The sequence below is a fragment of the Bradyrhizobium sp. JYMT SZCCT0428 genome, from assembly GCF_018131075.1.
Taxonomy (GTDB): Bacteria; Pseudomonadota; Alphaproteobacteria; order Rhizobiales; family Xanthobacteraceae; genus Bradyrhizobium.
Map to the genome: position 1 here is coordinate 69,669 of NZ_JAFCLS010000037.1, position 14,700 is coordinate 84,368.

Annotated in this window: 14 protein-coding genes and 2 pseudogenes; 7 read left to right on the plus strand and 9 right to left on the minus strand. The window is 62.9% G+C overall.

The features are described 5' to 3' along the window. The first annotated feature begins 9 nt into the window (after positions 1-9). The 3 genes from JQ575_RS31000 (at position 10) to JQ575_RS31010 (ending at position 1,262) form a co-directional block, all read left to right on the plus strand. Positions 10-462, plus strand: a complete 453-nt coding sequence (locus JQ575_RS31000) for a hypothetical protein (RefSeq protein ID WP_212036982.1) — start codon at positions 10-12, stop codon at positions 460-462. A gap of 332 nt (positions 463-794) precedes the next feature. Continuing rightward, positions 795-980 carry a hypothetical protein gene (locus JQ575_RS31005; RefSeq protein ID WP_212036983.1) on the plus strand — a complete coding sequence of 62 codons (186 nt, stop codon included), beginning with the start codon at positions 795-797 and terminating at the stop codon, positions 978-980. A gap of 105 nt (positions 981-1,085) precedes the next feature. Beyond that, the gene (locus tag JQ575_RS31010) at positions 1,086-1,262 is read left to right on the plus strand and encodes a hypothetical protein (protein WP_212036984.1); all 177 of its coding nucleotides are present in this window, start codon (positions 1,086-1,088) and stop codon (positions 1,260-1,262) included. A 48-nt stretch (positions 1,263-1,310) separates the two neighbouring features. Here the strand turns inward: JQ575_RS31010 and JQ575_RS31015 are convergent, their stop codons facing one another. Both JQ575_RS31015 and JQ575_RS31020 read right to left on the minus strand, forming a co-directional pair. Further along, positions 1,311-1,691 (minus strand): Atu4866 domain-containing protein, encoded by a 381-nt coding sequence (locus JQ575_RS31015; RefSeq protein ID WP_249167004.1) that lies wholly within the window; start codon positions 1,689-1,691, stop codon positions 1,311-1,313. Between the two features lie 10 nt (positions 1,692-1,701). Further along, the gene (locus JQ575_RS31020) at positions 1,702-2,427 is read right to left on the minus strand and encodes an SDR family oxidoreductase (protein WP_212036985.1); all 726 of its coding nucleotides are present in this window, start codon (positions 2,425-2,427) and stop codon (positions 1,702-1,704) included. Positions 2,428-2,549: 122 nt separating this feature from the next. Here JQ575_RS31020 and JQ575_RS31025 point away from each other — a divergent pair, with 122 nt between their 5' ends. Continuing rightward, positions 2,550-3,440, plus strand: coding sequence for a LysR family transcriptional regulator (locus JQ575_RS31025; protein WP_212036986.1), 891 nt, complete (start codon positions 2,550-2,552; stop codon positions 3,438-3,440). 4 nt (positions 3,441-3,444) lie between these two features. Here JQ575_RS31025 and JQ575_RS31030 read toward each other — a convergent pair. The 3 genes and pseudogenes from JQ575_RS31030 to JQ575_RS31040 form a co-directional block, all read right to left on the minus strand. Further along, positions 3,445-4,889, minus strand: a pseudogene (locus JQ575_RS31030) (protein kinase domain-containing protein). A gap of 1 nt (position 4,890) precedes the next feature. Then, entirely contained in the window at positions 4,891-5,631 is a 741-nt protein-coding gene (locus JQ575_RS31035) for a metallophosphoesterase (protein ID WP_212036987.1), read from the minus strand. A gap of 121 nt (positions 5,632-5,752) precedes the next feature. Next, complete coding sequence (locus JQ575_RS31040; protein ID WP_212036988.1) at positions 5,753-6,349, minus strand: TetR family transcriptional regulator; 597 nt, start codon at positions 6,347-6,349, stop codon at positions 5,753-5,755. A 514-nt stretch (positions 6,350-6,863) separates the two neighbouring features. Between JQ575_RS31040 and purB the strand changes: the two genes are divergently transcribed. Together purB and JQ575_RS31050 are read left to right on the plus strand one after the other, a co-directional pair. After that, on the plus strand, positions 6,864-8,171 hold the full coding sequence (purB, locus tag JQ575_RS31045; RefSeq protein WP_211996325.1) for an adenylosuccinate lyase: 1,308 nt from the start codon (positions 6,864-6,866) through the stop codon (positions 8,169-8,171). A gap of 60 nt (positions 8,172-8,231) precedes the next feature. Then, entirely contained in the window at positions 8,232-9,404 is a 1,173-nt protein-coding gene (locus tag JQ575_RS31050) for a M20 aminoacylase family protein (protein WP_212036989.1), read from the plus strand. A 197-nt stretch (positions 9,405-9,601) separates the two neighbouring features. On the opposite strand, the gene JQ575_RS31055 is transcribed toward JQ575_RS31050, so the two are convergent. Next, complete coding sequence (locus JQ575_RS31055) at positions 9,602-10,153, minus strand: cytochrome b (RefSeq protein WP_212036990.1); 552 nt, start codon at positions 10,151-10,153, stop codon at positions 9,602-9,604. Positions 10,154-10,337: 184 nt separating this feature from the next. On the opposite strand from JQ575_RS31055, the gene murI reads away from it, so the two are divergent. Next, positions 10,338-11,126, plus strand: a complete 789-nt coding sequence (gene murI, locus JQ575_RS31060) for a glutamate racemase (protein ID WP_212036991.1) — start codon at positions 10,338-10,340, stop codon at positions 11,124-11,126. A gap of 92 nt (positions 11,127-11,218) precedes the next feature. On the opposite strand, the gene JQ575_RS31065 is transcribed toward murI, so the two are convergent. The 3 genes and pseudogenes from JQ575_RS31065 to JQ575_RS46620 form a co-directional block, all read right to left on the minus strand. Then, positions 11,219-11,869 carry a glutathione S-transferase family protein gene (locus tag JQ575_RS31065; RefSeq protein WP_212036992.1) on the minus strand — a complete coding sequence of 217 codons (651 nt, stop codon included), beginning with the start codon at positions 11,867-11,869 and terminating at the stop codon, positions 11,219-11,221. Positions 11,870-12,107: 238 nt separating this feature from the next. Then, complete coding sequence (locus tag JQ575_RS31070) at positions 12,108-13,052, minus strand: hypothetical protein (protein ID WP_212036993.1); 945 nt, start codon at positions 13,050-13,052, stop codon at positions 12,108-12,110. A 713-nt stretch (positions 13,053-13,765) separates the two neighbouring features. Continuing rightward, positions 13,766-14,267 (minus strand): annotated as a pseudogene (locus JQ575_RS46620) (adenylate/guanylate cyclase domain-containing protein); the annotation flags it as partial. Positions 14,268-14,700: the final 433 nt, after the last annotated feature.

The following is a 14,700-nucleotide window of genomic DNA, read 5'->3' on the forward strand; positions in this document are numbered from 1 at the left end:
AACCAGCCCATGACCAAAGCCCTCACCGCAGCCGCCATGATCCTGCTGCTTGCGCCCTCCGTAGCCTTTGCGCAGCACCGGGCTGGCGACGCTGCATTGGGCGCGGTGTCGGGCGCTGTGGTGCTCGGGCCGATTGGCGCAGTCGCAGGCGCCTTCATCGGCTATTCGGCTGGGCCTGCGATCGCACGGTCCTGGGGAATTGATCGGTCCGGATCGCAGCGTCCGCGCCGGCAAGCCTCGAAAGAGCGCGTGCGTGGCGCGCGAGCGGAAGTTGTTCGCGAAACCAGGCCCGCCACCGCTCGCGTCGAAAAAGATGCGCGTGTCGCGACGACCAGAAACGAAGCCAGCAATGCAGCGCCGAGCGCGAGGCCATCGCCGCCCGCGGCAACGACATCGGCGCCTGCGGCGACGACAGCAGCGCCTGCGGCAACGTCACCACCGCCTGTGCAGACACTCGAGTGAGTCCGGCGCGTAGCTGACGTCGACAATCCGCTGGCTCGCGAATAGTGCCGTCGCGCAGCTTACGCACCGCACCTGCAGCAATTCATATTGCGCCGCCGCATGCACAAACTTCGTGCGGGCTACCGTAGAAGTCCGGTCTTCACGTATTCAGGCAAATCACGCACAACGCGCTTCCGAATTTCGCGGAGGGCGGCATCATGACGATGACATTTGTCTGGACCGGCGTGGCGTTGTGGTTGGCCCTGAATGCAGCCGTCACCGTTTGCCTGGTAGCGGCAGAGCCCGGCACAAAGCGGCGCACAAACAATCGCGTTCCCCGCTGGATGTGAGCCATGGGCGTGATCGCCAGGCGATCGGTGAGGCGCAAGCGCCTGATCGCGCGGCGCCCGCGTCCCGATCTCGAATTCTTCTTCAGCCGGTACGAGCGGCGCCGGCCGGCGATGGACCGGCTCGATAGCGGTTCCCGGTCCGATCTTTACGAATTGGAAAGCCGGACGCGGTTACAGGATCGCCGTTAATACCGTTCCCCCAAGTCGAAGCCGGCCTGTTCGCATTTTTGCGCCGTGCGTGGGAACTGTTCGCTCAACCTGAGAATTTTACAGCCAAAGAATTTCGAGAGAGCCATGAATCCGCTTTGTCCAAGCTGTCTGAACGAGATGTCGAAGACGGCGTCGTCGCGCAACATGTTCCGTTGCGAACCCTGCCGCGAAATCATCCAGTTCTTCGAGGTCTGGCAGGATCGCGACACCAAGCCGCCACGCGACGAGAAGCGCCCGATCGATCAGGTTCGCGCCGCCTGACGCCAGACTGCCCAAGCTGCCTGTGCACCCGGCGCTGGTGCGGAACCGCTATTCCTTCCGGCGCAAGATCATGCCGCCGTGATGCAGCACGCCGTCGATGAATTCGCCATCGGCGGTGAAACCGGTGTCATCCCAATAATCGATGTGATTTCCCCTGACCTCATAGCGTCCCTGGTAGGCGCTCTCGCGATTGCCGCGGGCTTCGTCGTAGCGGCCGTTCGGAAGCAGGTTGTGACGGATGTTCCCGTCGGCCGTGATCCACATCCCCGCATAGGGATGGTTTTGTGCCGGCTGGGCAGCAGATTTTTGAACGGAATTCATCTGAGCAAGACCTTTCTCGAGGGAGAACACGACAGCACCGGCGAACAATGCGATGGCTGCAAGCATGCAACGGCGCGTAGGCGGTTGCCTGTGAAAACCAAAACCCATTTCTGCCTCCTTATTTGCAGGCTGTCGGCCGGATGACGATCTCGTTGACGTCGACGTCCTCGGGCTGTTCGATGGCGAAGCGGACGGCGCGACCGATCGCATCCGGCTGCAGCGCAATGGCCCGATAGGTCTTCATCGCTTCCGCCGCTACCGGATCGGTAATTGTGTCGGCAAGCTCGCTCTCGACCACGCCGGGATGGATGCAGGTGACGCGAATGTTGTTGTGTTCCTGCCGCAACCCGTCCGAGATCGCGCGCACCGCATATTTGGTCGCGCAATAAACCGCAGCGGTCGGCGATACCGAGAGCGCGCCGATCGAGGCGATGTTGATGACATGGCCGGAACCCCGGGCCGCCATCTCCGGCAGCACCGCGGCAATGCCGTGCAGCACGCCCTTGATGTTGACGTCGACCATGCGATCCCACTCATCGACCTTCATCGAGGCCATCAGCGAAAGCGGCATGACGCCGGCATTGTTGACGATGACGTCGACGCGGCCCCAGGCCTCGCGCGCCGCTTCGGCGAACGCGGCGACATCGGCGCGGTCGGTGACGTCGACGCGGCGCGGCATGGCCTCCCCGCCCCTGGCCCTGATTTCCTCCGCGAGCGCGTCGAGCCGGTCGGTGCGGCGCGCACCAAGCATGACCTTCGCGCCGGCGGCGCCGAGCTCCCGGGCAATGGCGGCGCCGATGCCGCTCGAAGCGCCCGTGACAAGGATGACTTTGTTGAGCGACATGATTTGTCTTCTTCCTGGCTGAGTTTGCGAGCCGCCATTGGGCGGTTGCCAGGAAGCTAGATCCAGCCCATTGTCGCCGGAAGCCGACTATTTCTTCCCAACATAGAAAGAAAATCTAACCAATGGAGCCAGACCTCAACGCGCTGGCCGTCTTCGCCCTCGTGGCCGAGGAGCGGAGTTTTCGCGCGGCGGCCGACCGCCTCGGCGTCACGCGCTCGGCGGTCAGCCAGACGATCCGGCGGCTGGAAGAGACGCTCGGCATTGCACTGGTGCAGCGCACGACCCGCAGCGTCAGCCTGACCGAGGCCGGCGAACGCCTCTTTGCCGAGACGGCGCCCGCGATTGCAGAGATGCGCGCGGCCATCGAGACGACAGGGAATTTGCGCGGGCTGCCGCGCGGGCAGCTGCGGCTGGCCGTCTCATCGATCGCGGAGCGCTTTCTCGCAGGCCCGTTCCTGGCGGCGTTTGCCGAGGCCAATCCGCAAATCCAGATCGACATCACCGTGACCGACGAGGAATTCGATATCGTCGCCGAGGGATACGATGCCGGGGTGAGACTCGGCGAAGTGATCGAGCAGGACATGATCGCGGTGTCCGTCGCGGGCGACGAGCGCCAGCTTGCGGTTTGCGCACCGGCGTACCGCGACCGGTTCGGAGCGCCTTCGCATCCGAGCGAGCTTGCAGGCCATCGCTGCATCGGCTGGCGCCCCGCGCCCAAGGTCGCACCCTATCGCTGGGAATTCGCCGAGCGCGGCAAGGAGTTCAGCGTCGCCGTCGCACCCGAGATCACGACCAACGACATGGCGCTGATGATCAAGCTCGCCGTCGCCGGCTATGGCATCACCTTTGGCATGGAAGCGAGCTTTCGCGCCTCGATCGAGCGCGGCGAGCTCGTGTCGGTTCTGGAAGAATATTGCCCGCGCTTCGCCGGCTTCTATTTGTATTATCCAAGCCGACGCAACACGGCCTCGAAGCTGCGCGCGCTGATCGATCACGTGCAGCGCTTCAGATGACGCCTTAAGCCTCGATCGCCTTCGGCGTGCTGCTGCTCTTATCTTGCGCCACGGCCGAGCGCGGCGGCCGCACCACGGTCACCGTGCAGGCCGCCTCAGCCGCGACCTTGGCCGAGACGCTGCCCAGAAACGTCCGCATCATCGAATTCTGGCGCGCGCCGATGACAATATGGTCAACGCGGTTGACTGCGGTGAATTCCAGAATCGCCGATGCCGGATCGATCGCCTCCAGCACATGCACCGTGAGCCGGCTCTCGTCGAGTTTCAATGGCGAGGCCCAGTGCCGCAGCGCCACCAGCCGGTCGATGTGCTTGTTGTTGCCCTGCTCGTCGAGCGTCCGGTCGATGGTGATGCGGCCGAGTTTCAGCACGTTGATGCAGGCGAGCCGCGCCGACGGCAGCGTCGCCAACAACTGCTCGGCGGTCGCGCGCAGGCATTCATTGAGCGGTCCCGAGCCTTCTTCGGTATCGATGGCGACCGCCACGATCGGCCCCGACGCCAGTTGCGCTGCGACATCCGATTTGGGTTTCGGCAGCGTCAGCCCGCGATTGAAGCGGCGGCGCCACACCGTGGTGAGCGGATCGCGCTGGAGGCGTTCCGACCGCGCGGTGAGCTTGACTTGATCCGGATGCGCCAGCTCGAACGCCAGTTGCGACGCCGTCGGGTGACGCCAGACCGGTTCGATTTCCAGGCACCGCAGCACGATTTCCTGCAGCCAAAGCGGATAGTCGGGCTTGAGCTTTCGCGGCGGATAGGGATCGCGCCACAGCCGCCGCTTCATGCCGCGCAGGGTTTCGCTTTCGCCGAACGGCCGCACGCCGGTGGTGAAGAAATACAGGAGCACGCCGAGTGAAAACAAATCGCTGCGCGGATCGTCGCGCACGCCGAGCAGGCGCTCCGGCGCCATGTAGGGCGCGGTGCCGTAGGGCAGACGAAATTCTTCCTGCAAGAGATCAGGCAATTGATTGTGATGCGACAGCCCGAAATCGATCAGCACGGCCTCGCCGCTGTCGCGAAACATGATGCTGCTCGGCTTGATGTCGTGATGGATGACGTTCTGGCGGTGCAGATCGGCCAGCGCGGTGGCGATCTTGCCGGCGATCACCCTCGCCTCTTCATACGGGATCGGCAGATCGCCGAGCCGGTCATAGAGCGTTTTGCCGGGGATGCGCTCGATCACCACATAAGGCTGCCGGTCGAAATCGCCGGAGCCGAAACAAAGCGGCACGTGCGGGCCGGCGAGTCGCGGCACGATCATCTGCTCCATCTCGAAAGAGACGATCGCCGCCGGATCCTCGCCCTCGGAAATCCTCGGGATCTTCATCAGAGCGGCACAGTGATGCCGGGATGGGTCACGCTCCACAGCGTCGCCATGCCGCCTTGATGGACGCGCTCGCCGATCGCAAAACCGTCGAGCTCTGCGCCCGGCTCAATCGAAGGCTTCGCCATCTCAGCGCCCCTCGAGCAGACGATCGGCCAGCCAGCGCGGCAGGCCGTTGGCGCGAATCCGGTCCGCCGCGGTCTCGACGTCATACGGCACGCGGCAATAGGTAATCTCGCGCGTCGCGGTATCGAGCATCGCAAACGCCGCCGCCGGATTGCCGTCGCGCGGCTGTCCGACCGAGCCGACAACGGCCAGCCAGCGCCGGCCGCCGAGCAGTTGCACCGGTACATCAGAGGTCGGCACGAAACCCGTCATCTTCGCCGCCGACGACATCGAATAGAGCGCGGGCTGATGGATGTGCCCGCAGAAGGTAACGTGAGCGTCGGTGGCCTCGATACTGCGGGCGGCTTCCGAGGTGCCCTCGACGTAGCGCCAGCGCGCCGGATGACTTGCTTCGGAATGCACGTAGAGGCGATCGTCTTCCTGTTGCGTCAGCGGCAATTCGGCGAGGAACCGCCGCTGCGGCGCGCTGAGGCGCCCGCGCGTCCATTCGATCGCGGCCTGGGCCGCGCCATTCATGGTCTCGGAGGGCGTGCCGATGGCGTTGTCGTGGTTGCCGCGCACGGCGATGGCGCCGTCATGGACGAGGTCCATCACGGTCTCGACCGCCCATTCGGGATCGGCGCCATAGCCGACGACGTCGCCGAGGCAGATGATCCGCTCGGCGCCCCGCGCGCGCGCCGCCGCAAGGCAGGCGCTGAACGCCTGCCGGTTGGCATGGATATCCGCAAACACCGCAAGACGCACAACTTCCTCCACGTCCGTGATCGCGCCGCTGCCGGCACGTGGCTTGATGGATATCAAACACCGGGAGGCATGCGGCCCGCAATGATGCGGAAGGCTGGGATATGCAGGGGCCCGCCGCGGATCAGCGCTTCCTCGGCGCTTCCAGGCCCTTGATCACCAGCGCCAGCAGCGCGTCGATCCGAGCAGCCGTTTCCGGACTGCTCCATTCGTCCGAATGCGCGGGGTGATGATAGCGGATGGTGGCGTCGAACACCGCGCGCGCTGAAACCTTGACGTCGGTGACCTGGAAGACCCCCTGTTTCACGCCGTCGGACAGAATATCCGCGACCTGACCGACCAGGCGCTCCTTGTGCGCGTGTACGACCTCGCAGGCCTCCTGCGCCAGCGTCAGGTAGGTCTGGAACATCTCGGGATCTTCGGAAACCTTCTTGTACTTGATCTCGAACATCGTGCGCAGCCACTTCTCGAGCCTGGCAGGCGCCGGCCCGGAGGATTCGGCGATCTTCTGCAGCGGCGCGTTGGCGCGGTCGAGCCAGCGTTTTGCAACCGCCTGGCGCAGCGACGCCTTGCTGGGGAAATGCCGGTAGACGCTGCCGTGGCTGACATCCAGCGCACGGGCAACGTCGACCACCGTGGCCTTGGCCAGCCCGTAGCGGCGCAATACGTCCTCGGTAACCTCGAGAATTCGCTCAGGGGTCAAAACCACGACTTCGTTCATGCGCGCACCTGCGGAATGATGGAACGGGTGGTCATTTGATCCCTTTAGAGCGATTTCGAAGAAAACGCGTCAAAACAAGAAGCTAGAGCATCAATGCTCTAGCGCTTGGAAGGTTCAGCTTTTCAGCGGTCCCAAACGGGTGGCCTGGGCTTCCAGATGGCGGGCCACCTGGGCGTTCAGCCAGCGGCTGAGTTGTGTCGTCAGATTAATGATTTCGATTGTCATGGCTTAAGTCCTCTTCAAGTACCCGGGCTCAGTGCCAGCGAGCCCGGATGACGCCCCTATGCGTTGCGTCGAAGAAGGATATAGCATGTCTCGCTGACAGATTTCAATATCTGTCATTCAGTTTTTCGTGATTGGGGGCCTTTCCGGCCGCCCCTTCCGCCAAGACTCGGCTCAAGCCAGGCCCAGCGGTATCCCGGCCGTTTTTCCCCGCCGTTTGTCTGGCTTTGTTTGTCTCATTTGGGCGGCCCTGCTAAAGCACGGCGTAAAAAACAATTCCCCGGAGTCGTCGATGATCCCCCGCTATACCCGCCCGGAAATGGCCTCCATCTGGGAGCCGCAGACCCGCTTCAAGATCTGGTTCGAGATCGAGGCGCATGCGGCCGACGCGCAGGCGGAACTCGGCGTCATCCCGAAGGAAGCCGCCAAAACCGTCTGGGCCAAGGCGCGTAACGTCACATTCGACATCGCCCGCATCGACGAGATCGAGCGCGAGACCAAGCACGACGTCCTCGCCTTCACGACCCATCTGGCCGAGATCGTCGGCCCCGAGGCGCGCTTCATTCATCAGGGCATGACCTCCTCCGACGTGCTCGACACCTGCTTCAACGTCCAGCTCACCCGCGCCGCCGATCTTTTGCTCGCCGATATCGACAAGGTTCTGGCGGCGCTGAAGAAGCGCGCCTTCGAACACAAGATGACGCCGACCATCGGCCGCTCCCACGGCATCCATGCCGAGCCCGTAACGTTCGGCCTCAAGCTCGCTTATGCCTATGCGGAATTTTCCCGCGCCCGCGAGCGCCTGGTCGCCGCCCGCAAGGAAGTCTCGACCTGCGCGATCTCAGGCGCCGTCGGCACCTTTGCGCAGATCGATCCGCGCGTCGAAGAACATGTCGCCAAGGCGATGGGACTGACGCCGGAGCCGATCTCGACGCAAGTGATCCCGCGCGACCGCCACGCGATGTATTTTGCAACCCTCGGGGTGATCGCCTCCTCGGTCGAACGTCTCGCCACCGAAATCCGCCACCTGCAACGCACGGAAGTATTGGAAGCCGAAGAGTTCTTCTCCGAGGGCCAGAAGGGTTCTTCGGCGATGCCGCACAAGCGCAACCCGGTGCTGTCGGAAAATCTCACCGGTCTGTCGCGCATGGTGCGCGCCTATGCGATGCCGGCGATGGAGAACATCGTGCTCTGGCACGAGCGCGACATCTCGCACTCGTCCGCCGAACGCATGATCGGCCCCGATGCCACCGTGACGCTCGATTTCGCGCTGATGCGCCTCGCCGGCCTGGTCGAGAAGCTCTTGATTTACCCCGAGAACATGCAGAAGAACCTCGACCGCCTCGGCGGCCTCGTGCATTCGCAGCGGATTTTGATGGCGCTGACGCAAAAGGGCGCCAGCCGCGAGGACGCCTACAAATACGTGCAGCGCAACGCGATGCCGGTATGGCGCGGCGAAGGCGATTTCCTGACGCTGCTGAAAAAAGACCCCGACGTGAAGAAGCATCTGAGCGACGCCGAAATCGAGGAACGCTTCGACCTCGGCTATCACTTCAAGCACGTCGACACGATCTTCAGGCGCGTGTTCGGGGCAGCGTAGAATTACAAGGGTTAGAGCGCTTTCAAGCCGCAAACGAACAACACAAGAAACGGATTTCCCATGCCCATCGTCAACCGCATCGCCGCCTTGTCAGATGAAATGGCCGCCTGGCGCCATGACTTCCACGAGAATCCGGAGTTGCTCTACGAAGTCCACCGTACCGCCGGCATCGTAGCCGACCGCTTGCGCGAATTCGGCTGCGACGAGGTGGTGACGGGCATCGGCCGCACCGGCGTCGTCGGCGTGATCCGCGGCCGCAAGAGCACGTCCGGCAAGACCATCGGCCTGCGCGCCGACATGGATGCGCTGCCGATCGAGGAGACTTCGGGTGTTCCCTACGCCTCCAAGATTCCCGGCAAGATGCACGCCTGCGGCCATGACGGGCACACCGCGATGCTGCTTGGCGCGGCCAAATATCTCGCCGAGACGCGCAATTTCGACGGTACGGCTGTCGTCATCTTCCAGCCGGCCGAAGAAGGCGGCGCCGGCGGCAAGGCGATGGTCGACGATGGATTGATGACCCGCTGGGGCATTCAGGAGGTCTATGGCCTGCACAACATGCCGGGCTTGCCCGAAGGGCACTTCCACACCACGCCGGGCGCAATGCTGGCTTCAGCGGATAAGATTGAGATCACGGTGCACGGCAAGGGCGGCCATGCGGGCTCCGGTCCGCACAACGCGGTCGACAGCGTGTTGGTCGGCTCGCAGATCGTCAACGCGTTGCAGTCGATCGTATCGCGCAATGTCGATCCGCTCAAATCGGCCGTCATCTCGATCACCATGTTCCAGGCCGGCACCGCCTTCAACATCATCCCGGAGACCGCCAAGCTCGGTGGAACGGTGCGCACGCTCGATCCTGCAATCCGCGATCTCGTCGAGCGCCGCATCGGCGAGGTTGCCGACAGCGTGGCGCGGGCTTACGGCGGATCGGCCGAGATCAAATACACACGTTCGTATCCGGTGACGGTCAATCACGCGCGAGAGGCCGGCATCGCCGCAGAAGTGGCCCGCGATGTCGTCGGCGCCGACCGCGTCAACGAGCGCGCGTTGCCACTGATGGGTTCGGAAGATTTCGCATTCATGCTGGAAGCGCGCCCCGGCGCTTTCATCTTTCTCGGCATGGGCGACGGCAATGAATGCCACCATCCCGGCTACACGTTCAACGACAATATCCTCGGCCACGGCGCATCCTACTGGGTGCGGCTGATCGAGAAGTCGATGCCGGCGGGTTGACGACGCGAGTCGTGAGGCGAAGGTGTTGATCTCCCTCGCCCCGCTCTTGCGGGGAGAGGGTTGGGGTGAGGGGCCTCTCTCCTCCGTCGTGATTTATCGATGGACCTGTACCCCCTCACCCGGATTGCATCTACGATGCAATCCGACCTCTCCCCGCAAGCGGGGCGAGGTAAGAATGAACGCCGCTCTATATCCCCTCACCCTGCCTCACCGTCGATCATCCGCGACGCCACCCGATCGCGCCTGACAAAATGATGCCACAGCGCGGCCACGGCATGGATCACGATCAGCGCCAGCAGCACGTAGGCAAAGAAAATGTGGCGGTCTTCCCAGGCCTGCGCGGCGGCGCGGTCGGGCGCGGTAAACTGCGGGACATGAAACAGCCCGAACCAGTCCGAATAGTTCTGCGCACGCGCGCCGGAATGCGCCCAGCCCAACATGGCGACCAGGATGGTGACGGCATAGAGCGCGCCATGGCTGACGCGCGCCAAAATCCGTTCCCAGCGCGGTGAGGCATCGGGCAAGACCGGCGTCGGATTGAGGCCGCGCCAGATCAGTCGCAGCACCATCAAGAGCAGCACGGCATAGCCGATATCGGCGTGGATTGAGCGATAGAAGAAGCGGTCGGGCCGCGCCGGAAAATGGTTCATCCACCAGCCAAAGGCAATCATGCCGACGATGGCGATGCCGAGCAGCCAGTGGAACCCGCGGGCAACACTGCCCCAACTCGCTTGTGTATTCCGGATCATTTCCCGCGCAGCCTCTGAACTCGGGGGTCGACGATTTCGCTCGTAGCGGCAATGGCTTATCCTGATAGCCAGCGGCGACAATCAACGCGACCTGAATCATTGCAAATCACCGATTTGTGCAAATTGCCGCCCCCGAAACGCCAAAACAACTGAACGGTAACCGCGGATCGGCTAAAGTCGCAGCGTGGCAGCTCCTCCAACGATTCTCGTCTTCGATTCCGGCCTTGGCGGCCTCACGGTCTTGCGCGAGATCGTGGGCGCGCGGCCCGATGCCCATTACGTCTATGTCGCCGACGATGCGTTCTTCCCCTATGGCCACCATACCGAAGAGCAGATCATCGCCCGGGTGGTGCCGCTGGTCGGCGAACTGATCGCGGCCCACACCCCCGATCTGGTGGTGATCGCCTGCAACACCGCCTCCACGCTGGTCATGTCGCATCTGCGCAGCGCCTATTCCGTGCCGTTCGTCGGCACCGTGCCCGCGATCAAGCCGGCTTGCGCCAGCTCAAGAACCAAACGCGTGTCGGTGCTCGGCACCAAGGGCACGGTGAAGCGCGAATACACCAGGAAGCTGATCGACGATTTCGCGCAAGGCTGCGAGGTGACGCTGGTGGGCTCGGCCGAACTGGCCTCGCTGGCCGAACGCGCACTCAACGGCTTTTATGTCAGCGACAAGGACATCTCGGCCGAACTCACGCCCTGCTTCGTCGATCACGGCAACGCCCGCACCGACACCGTCGTGCTGGCCTGCACCCACTATCCGCTGTTGCTCGATCGCCTCGTAAAACTCGCGCCATGGCCGGTCGACTGGATCGACCCCGCGCCCGCCATCGCGCGGCGCGTCTCCGATTTGCTTGGTGGACCCGGCCGCGAATCCGACACCGCCGGCGCCGAGATGGTGTTCACCTCGAAGCGGCCGCACACGCTGAGCCACGCGCTGATGCCGTTTTTCGGCGGGCGGGTGCCGGCGTAGCGGATAGCCTGTAGGATGGGTAGAGCGAAGCGAAACCCATCACCATCACCACCAATGACGAAGTTGATGGGTATCGCTGCGCTCCACCCATCCTACGGATTCGATGCTGCGGCAAAAACCGCCAATTGAGCATCGAACGCACGCTTGAACGCCGGCCGCGCTTCGCCGCGTGCCACGTAGGCGGAGAGATTCGGATATTCGCTCAATATACCAGATGCATTCAACCGGCGCAGCACGGTTACCATCAGAAGGTCACCGGCGCTGAACGCACCATCGATCCAGTCGGCATTGCCGAGGCGACGGGAAAGTTCGCCCAGCCGGTCACGGACGCGTTCCTCGAGGAGAGGCATGCGTTGCGCGGACCAGGGCTTGTCGCTCTCAAAAAGCCTGGCGGTTCCGAATTCAACGATCGGCGGCTCCACCGTGCTCAGCGCGGCGAACATCCATGTGATCGCCCGCGCCCGGGCAATCGCATCATCAGGCAGCAGTCCAGCATGGCGCTGCGCGATATGGAACACGATTGCCCCCGACTCGAACAAGGCGAGATCGCCTTCTTCATAGGTCGGAATCTGCCCGAAAGGGTGAAGTGCACGATGCGCGCCTTGCTTCATCTCGCTGAACGAAACAAGACGAACGTCGTAAGGCTGGCCCACTTCTTCGAGTGCCCAACGAACGCGCATGTCACGTGCCTGTCCCTTGCCGCGGTCGGGCGAACTTTCAAAGGCCGTGATGGTGGGGATCATTGGAGGGCTCCGGTTAATTGCGTGACGCCGTCGAGATAGAGGAATTGCGTCCGCAGGACGAACGACCGGCGCGGCTTCCGACAACTTACCTTGTTTTTTTGGACAGAACTCGCAGGGCGGATTGGAGCCAAAGGCGTAATCCGCCATTTTGGACTGAATCCCTCACCTTCGTTTGCGACTTAGGCGGCCCGGCGGATTACGCCTTCGGCCCAATCCTCCCTACGGCCAAGCCCCTGGCTCAAAGGGAAAGCTTTCGCTCCGACCTGAGCTCCTTGAAGACTTTCGTCACGGGCAAGTGAAAGAACATATCCGTGTTCGTATGATGCCAACTCAGGGGGCAATTTTTCTCGATTGAGATTCCGGGTGTCGAGTTCAATGCACCGAAGCCGTCAATCGTGCCCATCACGTCAATGATCTTCTTGTAGCGCCTGGGCATGGCGACTGCCGCAGAAACCGTGACGATGCAGAACTTGTCGTCGGGAATTTGAGCGTGATTCTCCAGCTCGTAGAGCGCTTCCGAGATCACCAAATTGCCCTTGGAATGTCCGGTCAGCAGCGAGAAATCGAAGCGCCGATCGGCAAGCAATTCCATGACGGTCTTTGTATCGAGGCTCAGGCGTCCGAGTTCGGGTGCAGAGCTCATTGAACTGACCGTCTCCGGACGATTGAGCGCACGGCTGATCGCGTCGATGCCCTCGAACTGATGGCGAAGGCGGTTAAGCGTGCCAAACCAGAACCATCCGCCAAGAGCCTCCGTCAACAGGTCTGCCAGGCCATAGCCCGAAACCACGGCGGCAACCGGCGTCCCAAATGCGTCGGCGACATTGCGGGCGAAAGCAGCCGCACCCAACGCCGAGCTGCCAACTCCGGCAACCACCAGGGTACGGATTTCCGAACCACCGGCGTCGGCAAAATCGTCGACGGTGCCGCACAGCACGAGAGAGCCGGCGCCGGTCGGCGGCACGACCAGAATGGTGCCCTCGCGTGCCAGCCAAGGCGCGATTCTCAGCGTTTCCTCACGCGTTACCTTGCCGATGTCGTAGAAAATACCATCAAGGATCGCGTTTCGGCGTCGGAATGACTCCAGGGCCGCTTCGCGCCATGGCGTGCGGGATTCCAGAATCTCCTCGAAGCTGTTGCGGCCAAGCTGGGTCGTTGTGAGCGAGCGTTGCGTGGAGAGCATCGCGGGTGTCCTGTTTCATCGTTCGAGCCGAAAGCAACCAAGCAAGAAGCTTGCCACCTGTGGTGGTGCCGCTCGCTATGGCGCCGCGCAGCAAGACGCCAAGCCATTCTCAAGGGAAGCTCTTGGGACGAATTGAAGCCGGCCTTCCGCCTTCGCTCTGCGAGCACGGCCGACAAGGCGACGCAATCCTTCCTTGGTACCCCTACAACCTCACTCGCGACCTTGCATGCATGCTGTCATAAAGGCACCCTGTCCGTTCATCATGTCATGACCGGTGCCCTTCCAGCCACGTTGAGCCGCAATCGCGCTGCAGGCTTCAAATGAACGCTTCGGCGCATCAGGTTCGCTCATGGAAGAGCTGGTGCGACGGATGATGACTGGGGCGGGCGTTGCCGGTTTCGGAGGTGATGACGAGGCCGGAGGCGATGGCAATGTCGCGGGTGATGACGAAGCCGGAGGTAATGGCGATGTCGGAGGCGGTGACGAGGCCGGGGGTGCGATCGTCGACACCGGCGGCATTGCCGCGGCAGCGGTTGGGCCAGGTGAAGCCTTGCCGTCAGGCCTCTGGTTTACAAGAACGAACGCGAGAGCCGCAGTGCATAGCATGAAGGCGCCGATGAGTGCGACCGCAAGCAACGTCCTGGCCGATCTTGCGCCTGCCGGAACGGCACTCGCCTGTGACGCTTCAGAGGATCGGCTGTCGTCCCACGTCACCACGATATAGGCATGAACCGGTGCCGGAATATTCTTCACTTGCCGCGCGCCGATGTCGATAAATCGCGCGGACAACTTGCCGGCCACCTGCTCATGCACCGCGCGTGAAATGCAGATACCGCCGATTTCGGCCAGGCCTTCCAGGCGCGCCGCGATATTGACGCCATCGCCGAGCAGATCGCCATCGCGCTCGACCACGTCGCCGATACCAATGCCGATGCGATAGCTCAGCTGCCGGCTGCCGGGATAAGCGAGGTTTCGCGTGCGCAGGCTTTCCTGGATATCGATGGCGCAGCGTACCGCTTCGACCGCGCTGGGGAATTCTGCAAGAACTGCGTCCCCCGCGGTATTGAAAATCCGGCCGCCCGCTACCGCAATGAAGTCGTCAGTGGTGGTTCGACAGGACGCCATTCGCCGCAGCGTCTTTTCTTCGTCCTCGGCGACCAACCTGCCGTAGTCGGCGATGTGGGCCACCAGAATTGCGGCGATCTTGCGCCTCATGAAGATGGTATCCCGCAGTAATCGGTCGCCGCAGAATGCTCCCTGGCCAGGACAACCAGGACGAGCGACATCCGGTCGGCATCAGGGAGCCTATCCGCCGCCCATCCCGGCTGCAATAACTAAACGCCCCCGTAGACCGCGCGGGCCGGCCTGGCGCGGAGCCGCGGGTTTCCAGCCCTGCCGAATTTGCTGCGTCGCTCCCCACGCAAGCGCAATCTTGCGACCCGCATGTGACAAATCAACCCGACGGGCAAATCAGTTCTGTTTTCCGGAAATCGTGTCAAGCCCCGAAGTAAAAAATATTTCTGTTTACCAGAACGCAGATCAGGTGCATATCTTTCGCCATCCCGTCCTACTCAGAAGGGCGTCGGCCGTCGTCACGGACGTTGGACGGGTTGCGGTGGACGCTGGTTTACGCCTCGACGACGGCGTG

What these genes read in the sequence shown, in the direction of transcription:
- JQ575_RS31010 (WP_212036984.1), top strand. Translation starts at nt 1,086, where the DNA reads ATGAATCCGCTTTGTCCAAGCTGTCTGAACGAGATGTCGAAGACGGCG.
- JQ575_RS31025 (WP_212036986.1), top strand. Translation starts at nt 2,550, where the DNA reads ATGGAGCCAGACCTCAACGCGCTGGCCGTCTTCGCCCTCGTGGCCGAG.
- JQ575_RS31020 (WP_212036985.1), bottom strand. Translation starts at nt 2,427, where the DNA reads ATGTCGCTCAACAAAGTCATCCTTGTCACGGGCGCTTCGAGCGGCATC.
- JQ575_RS31065 (WP_212036992.1), bottom strand. Translation starts at nt 11,869, where the DNA reads ATGATCCCCACCATCACGGCCTTTGAAAGTTCGCCCGACCGCGGCAAG.
- JQ575_RS31000 (WP_212036982.1), top strand. Translation starts at nt 10, where the DNA reads ATGACCAAAGCCCTCACCGCAGCCGCCATGATCCTGCTGCTTGCGCCC.
- JQ575_RS31070 (WP_212036993.1), bottom strand. Translation starts at nt 13,052, where the DNA reads ATGCTCTCCACGCAACGCTCGCTCACAACGACCCAGCTTGGCCGCAAC.
- purB (WP_211996325.1), top strand. Translation starts at nt 6,864, where the DNA reads ATGATCCCCCGCTATACCCGCCCGGAAATGGCCTCCATCTGGGAGCCG.
- JQ575_RS31055 (WP_212036990.1), bottom strand. Translation starts at nt 10,153, where the DNA reads ATGATCCGGAATACACAAGCGAGTTGGGGCAGTGTTGCCCGCGGGTTC.
- JQ575_RS31050 (WP_212036989.1), top strand. Translation starts at nt 8,232, where the DNA reads ATGCCCATCGTCAACCGCATCGCCGCCTTGTCAGATGAAATGGCCGCC.
- JQ575_RS31040 (WP_212036988.1), bottom strand. Translation starts at nt 6,349, where the DNA reads ATGAACGAAGTCGTGGTTTTGACCCCTGAGCGAATTCTCGAGGTTACC.
- JQ575_RS31005 (WP_212036983.1), top strand. Translation starts at nt 795, where the DNA reads ATGGGCGTGATCGCCAGGCGATCGGTGAGGCGCAAGCGCCTGATCGCG.
- JQ575_RS31015 (WP_249167004.1), bottom strand. Translation starts at nt 1,691, where the DNA reads ATGGGTTTTGGTTTTCACAGGCAACCGCCTACGCGCCGTTGCATGCTT.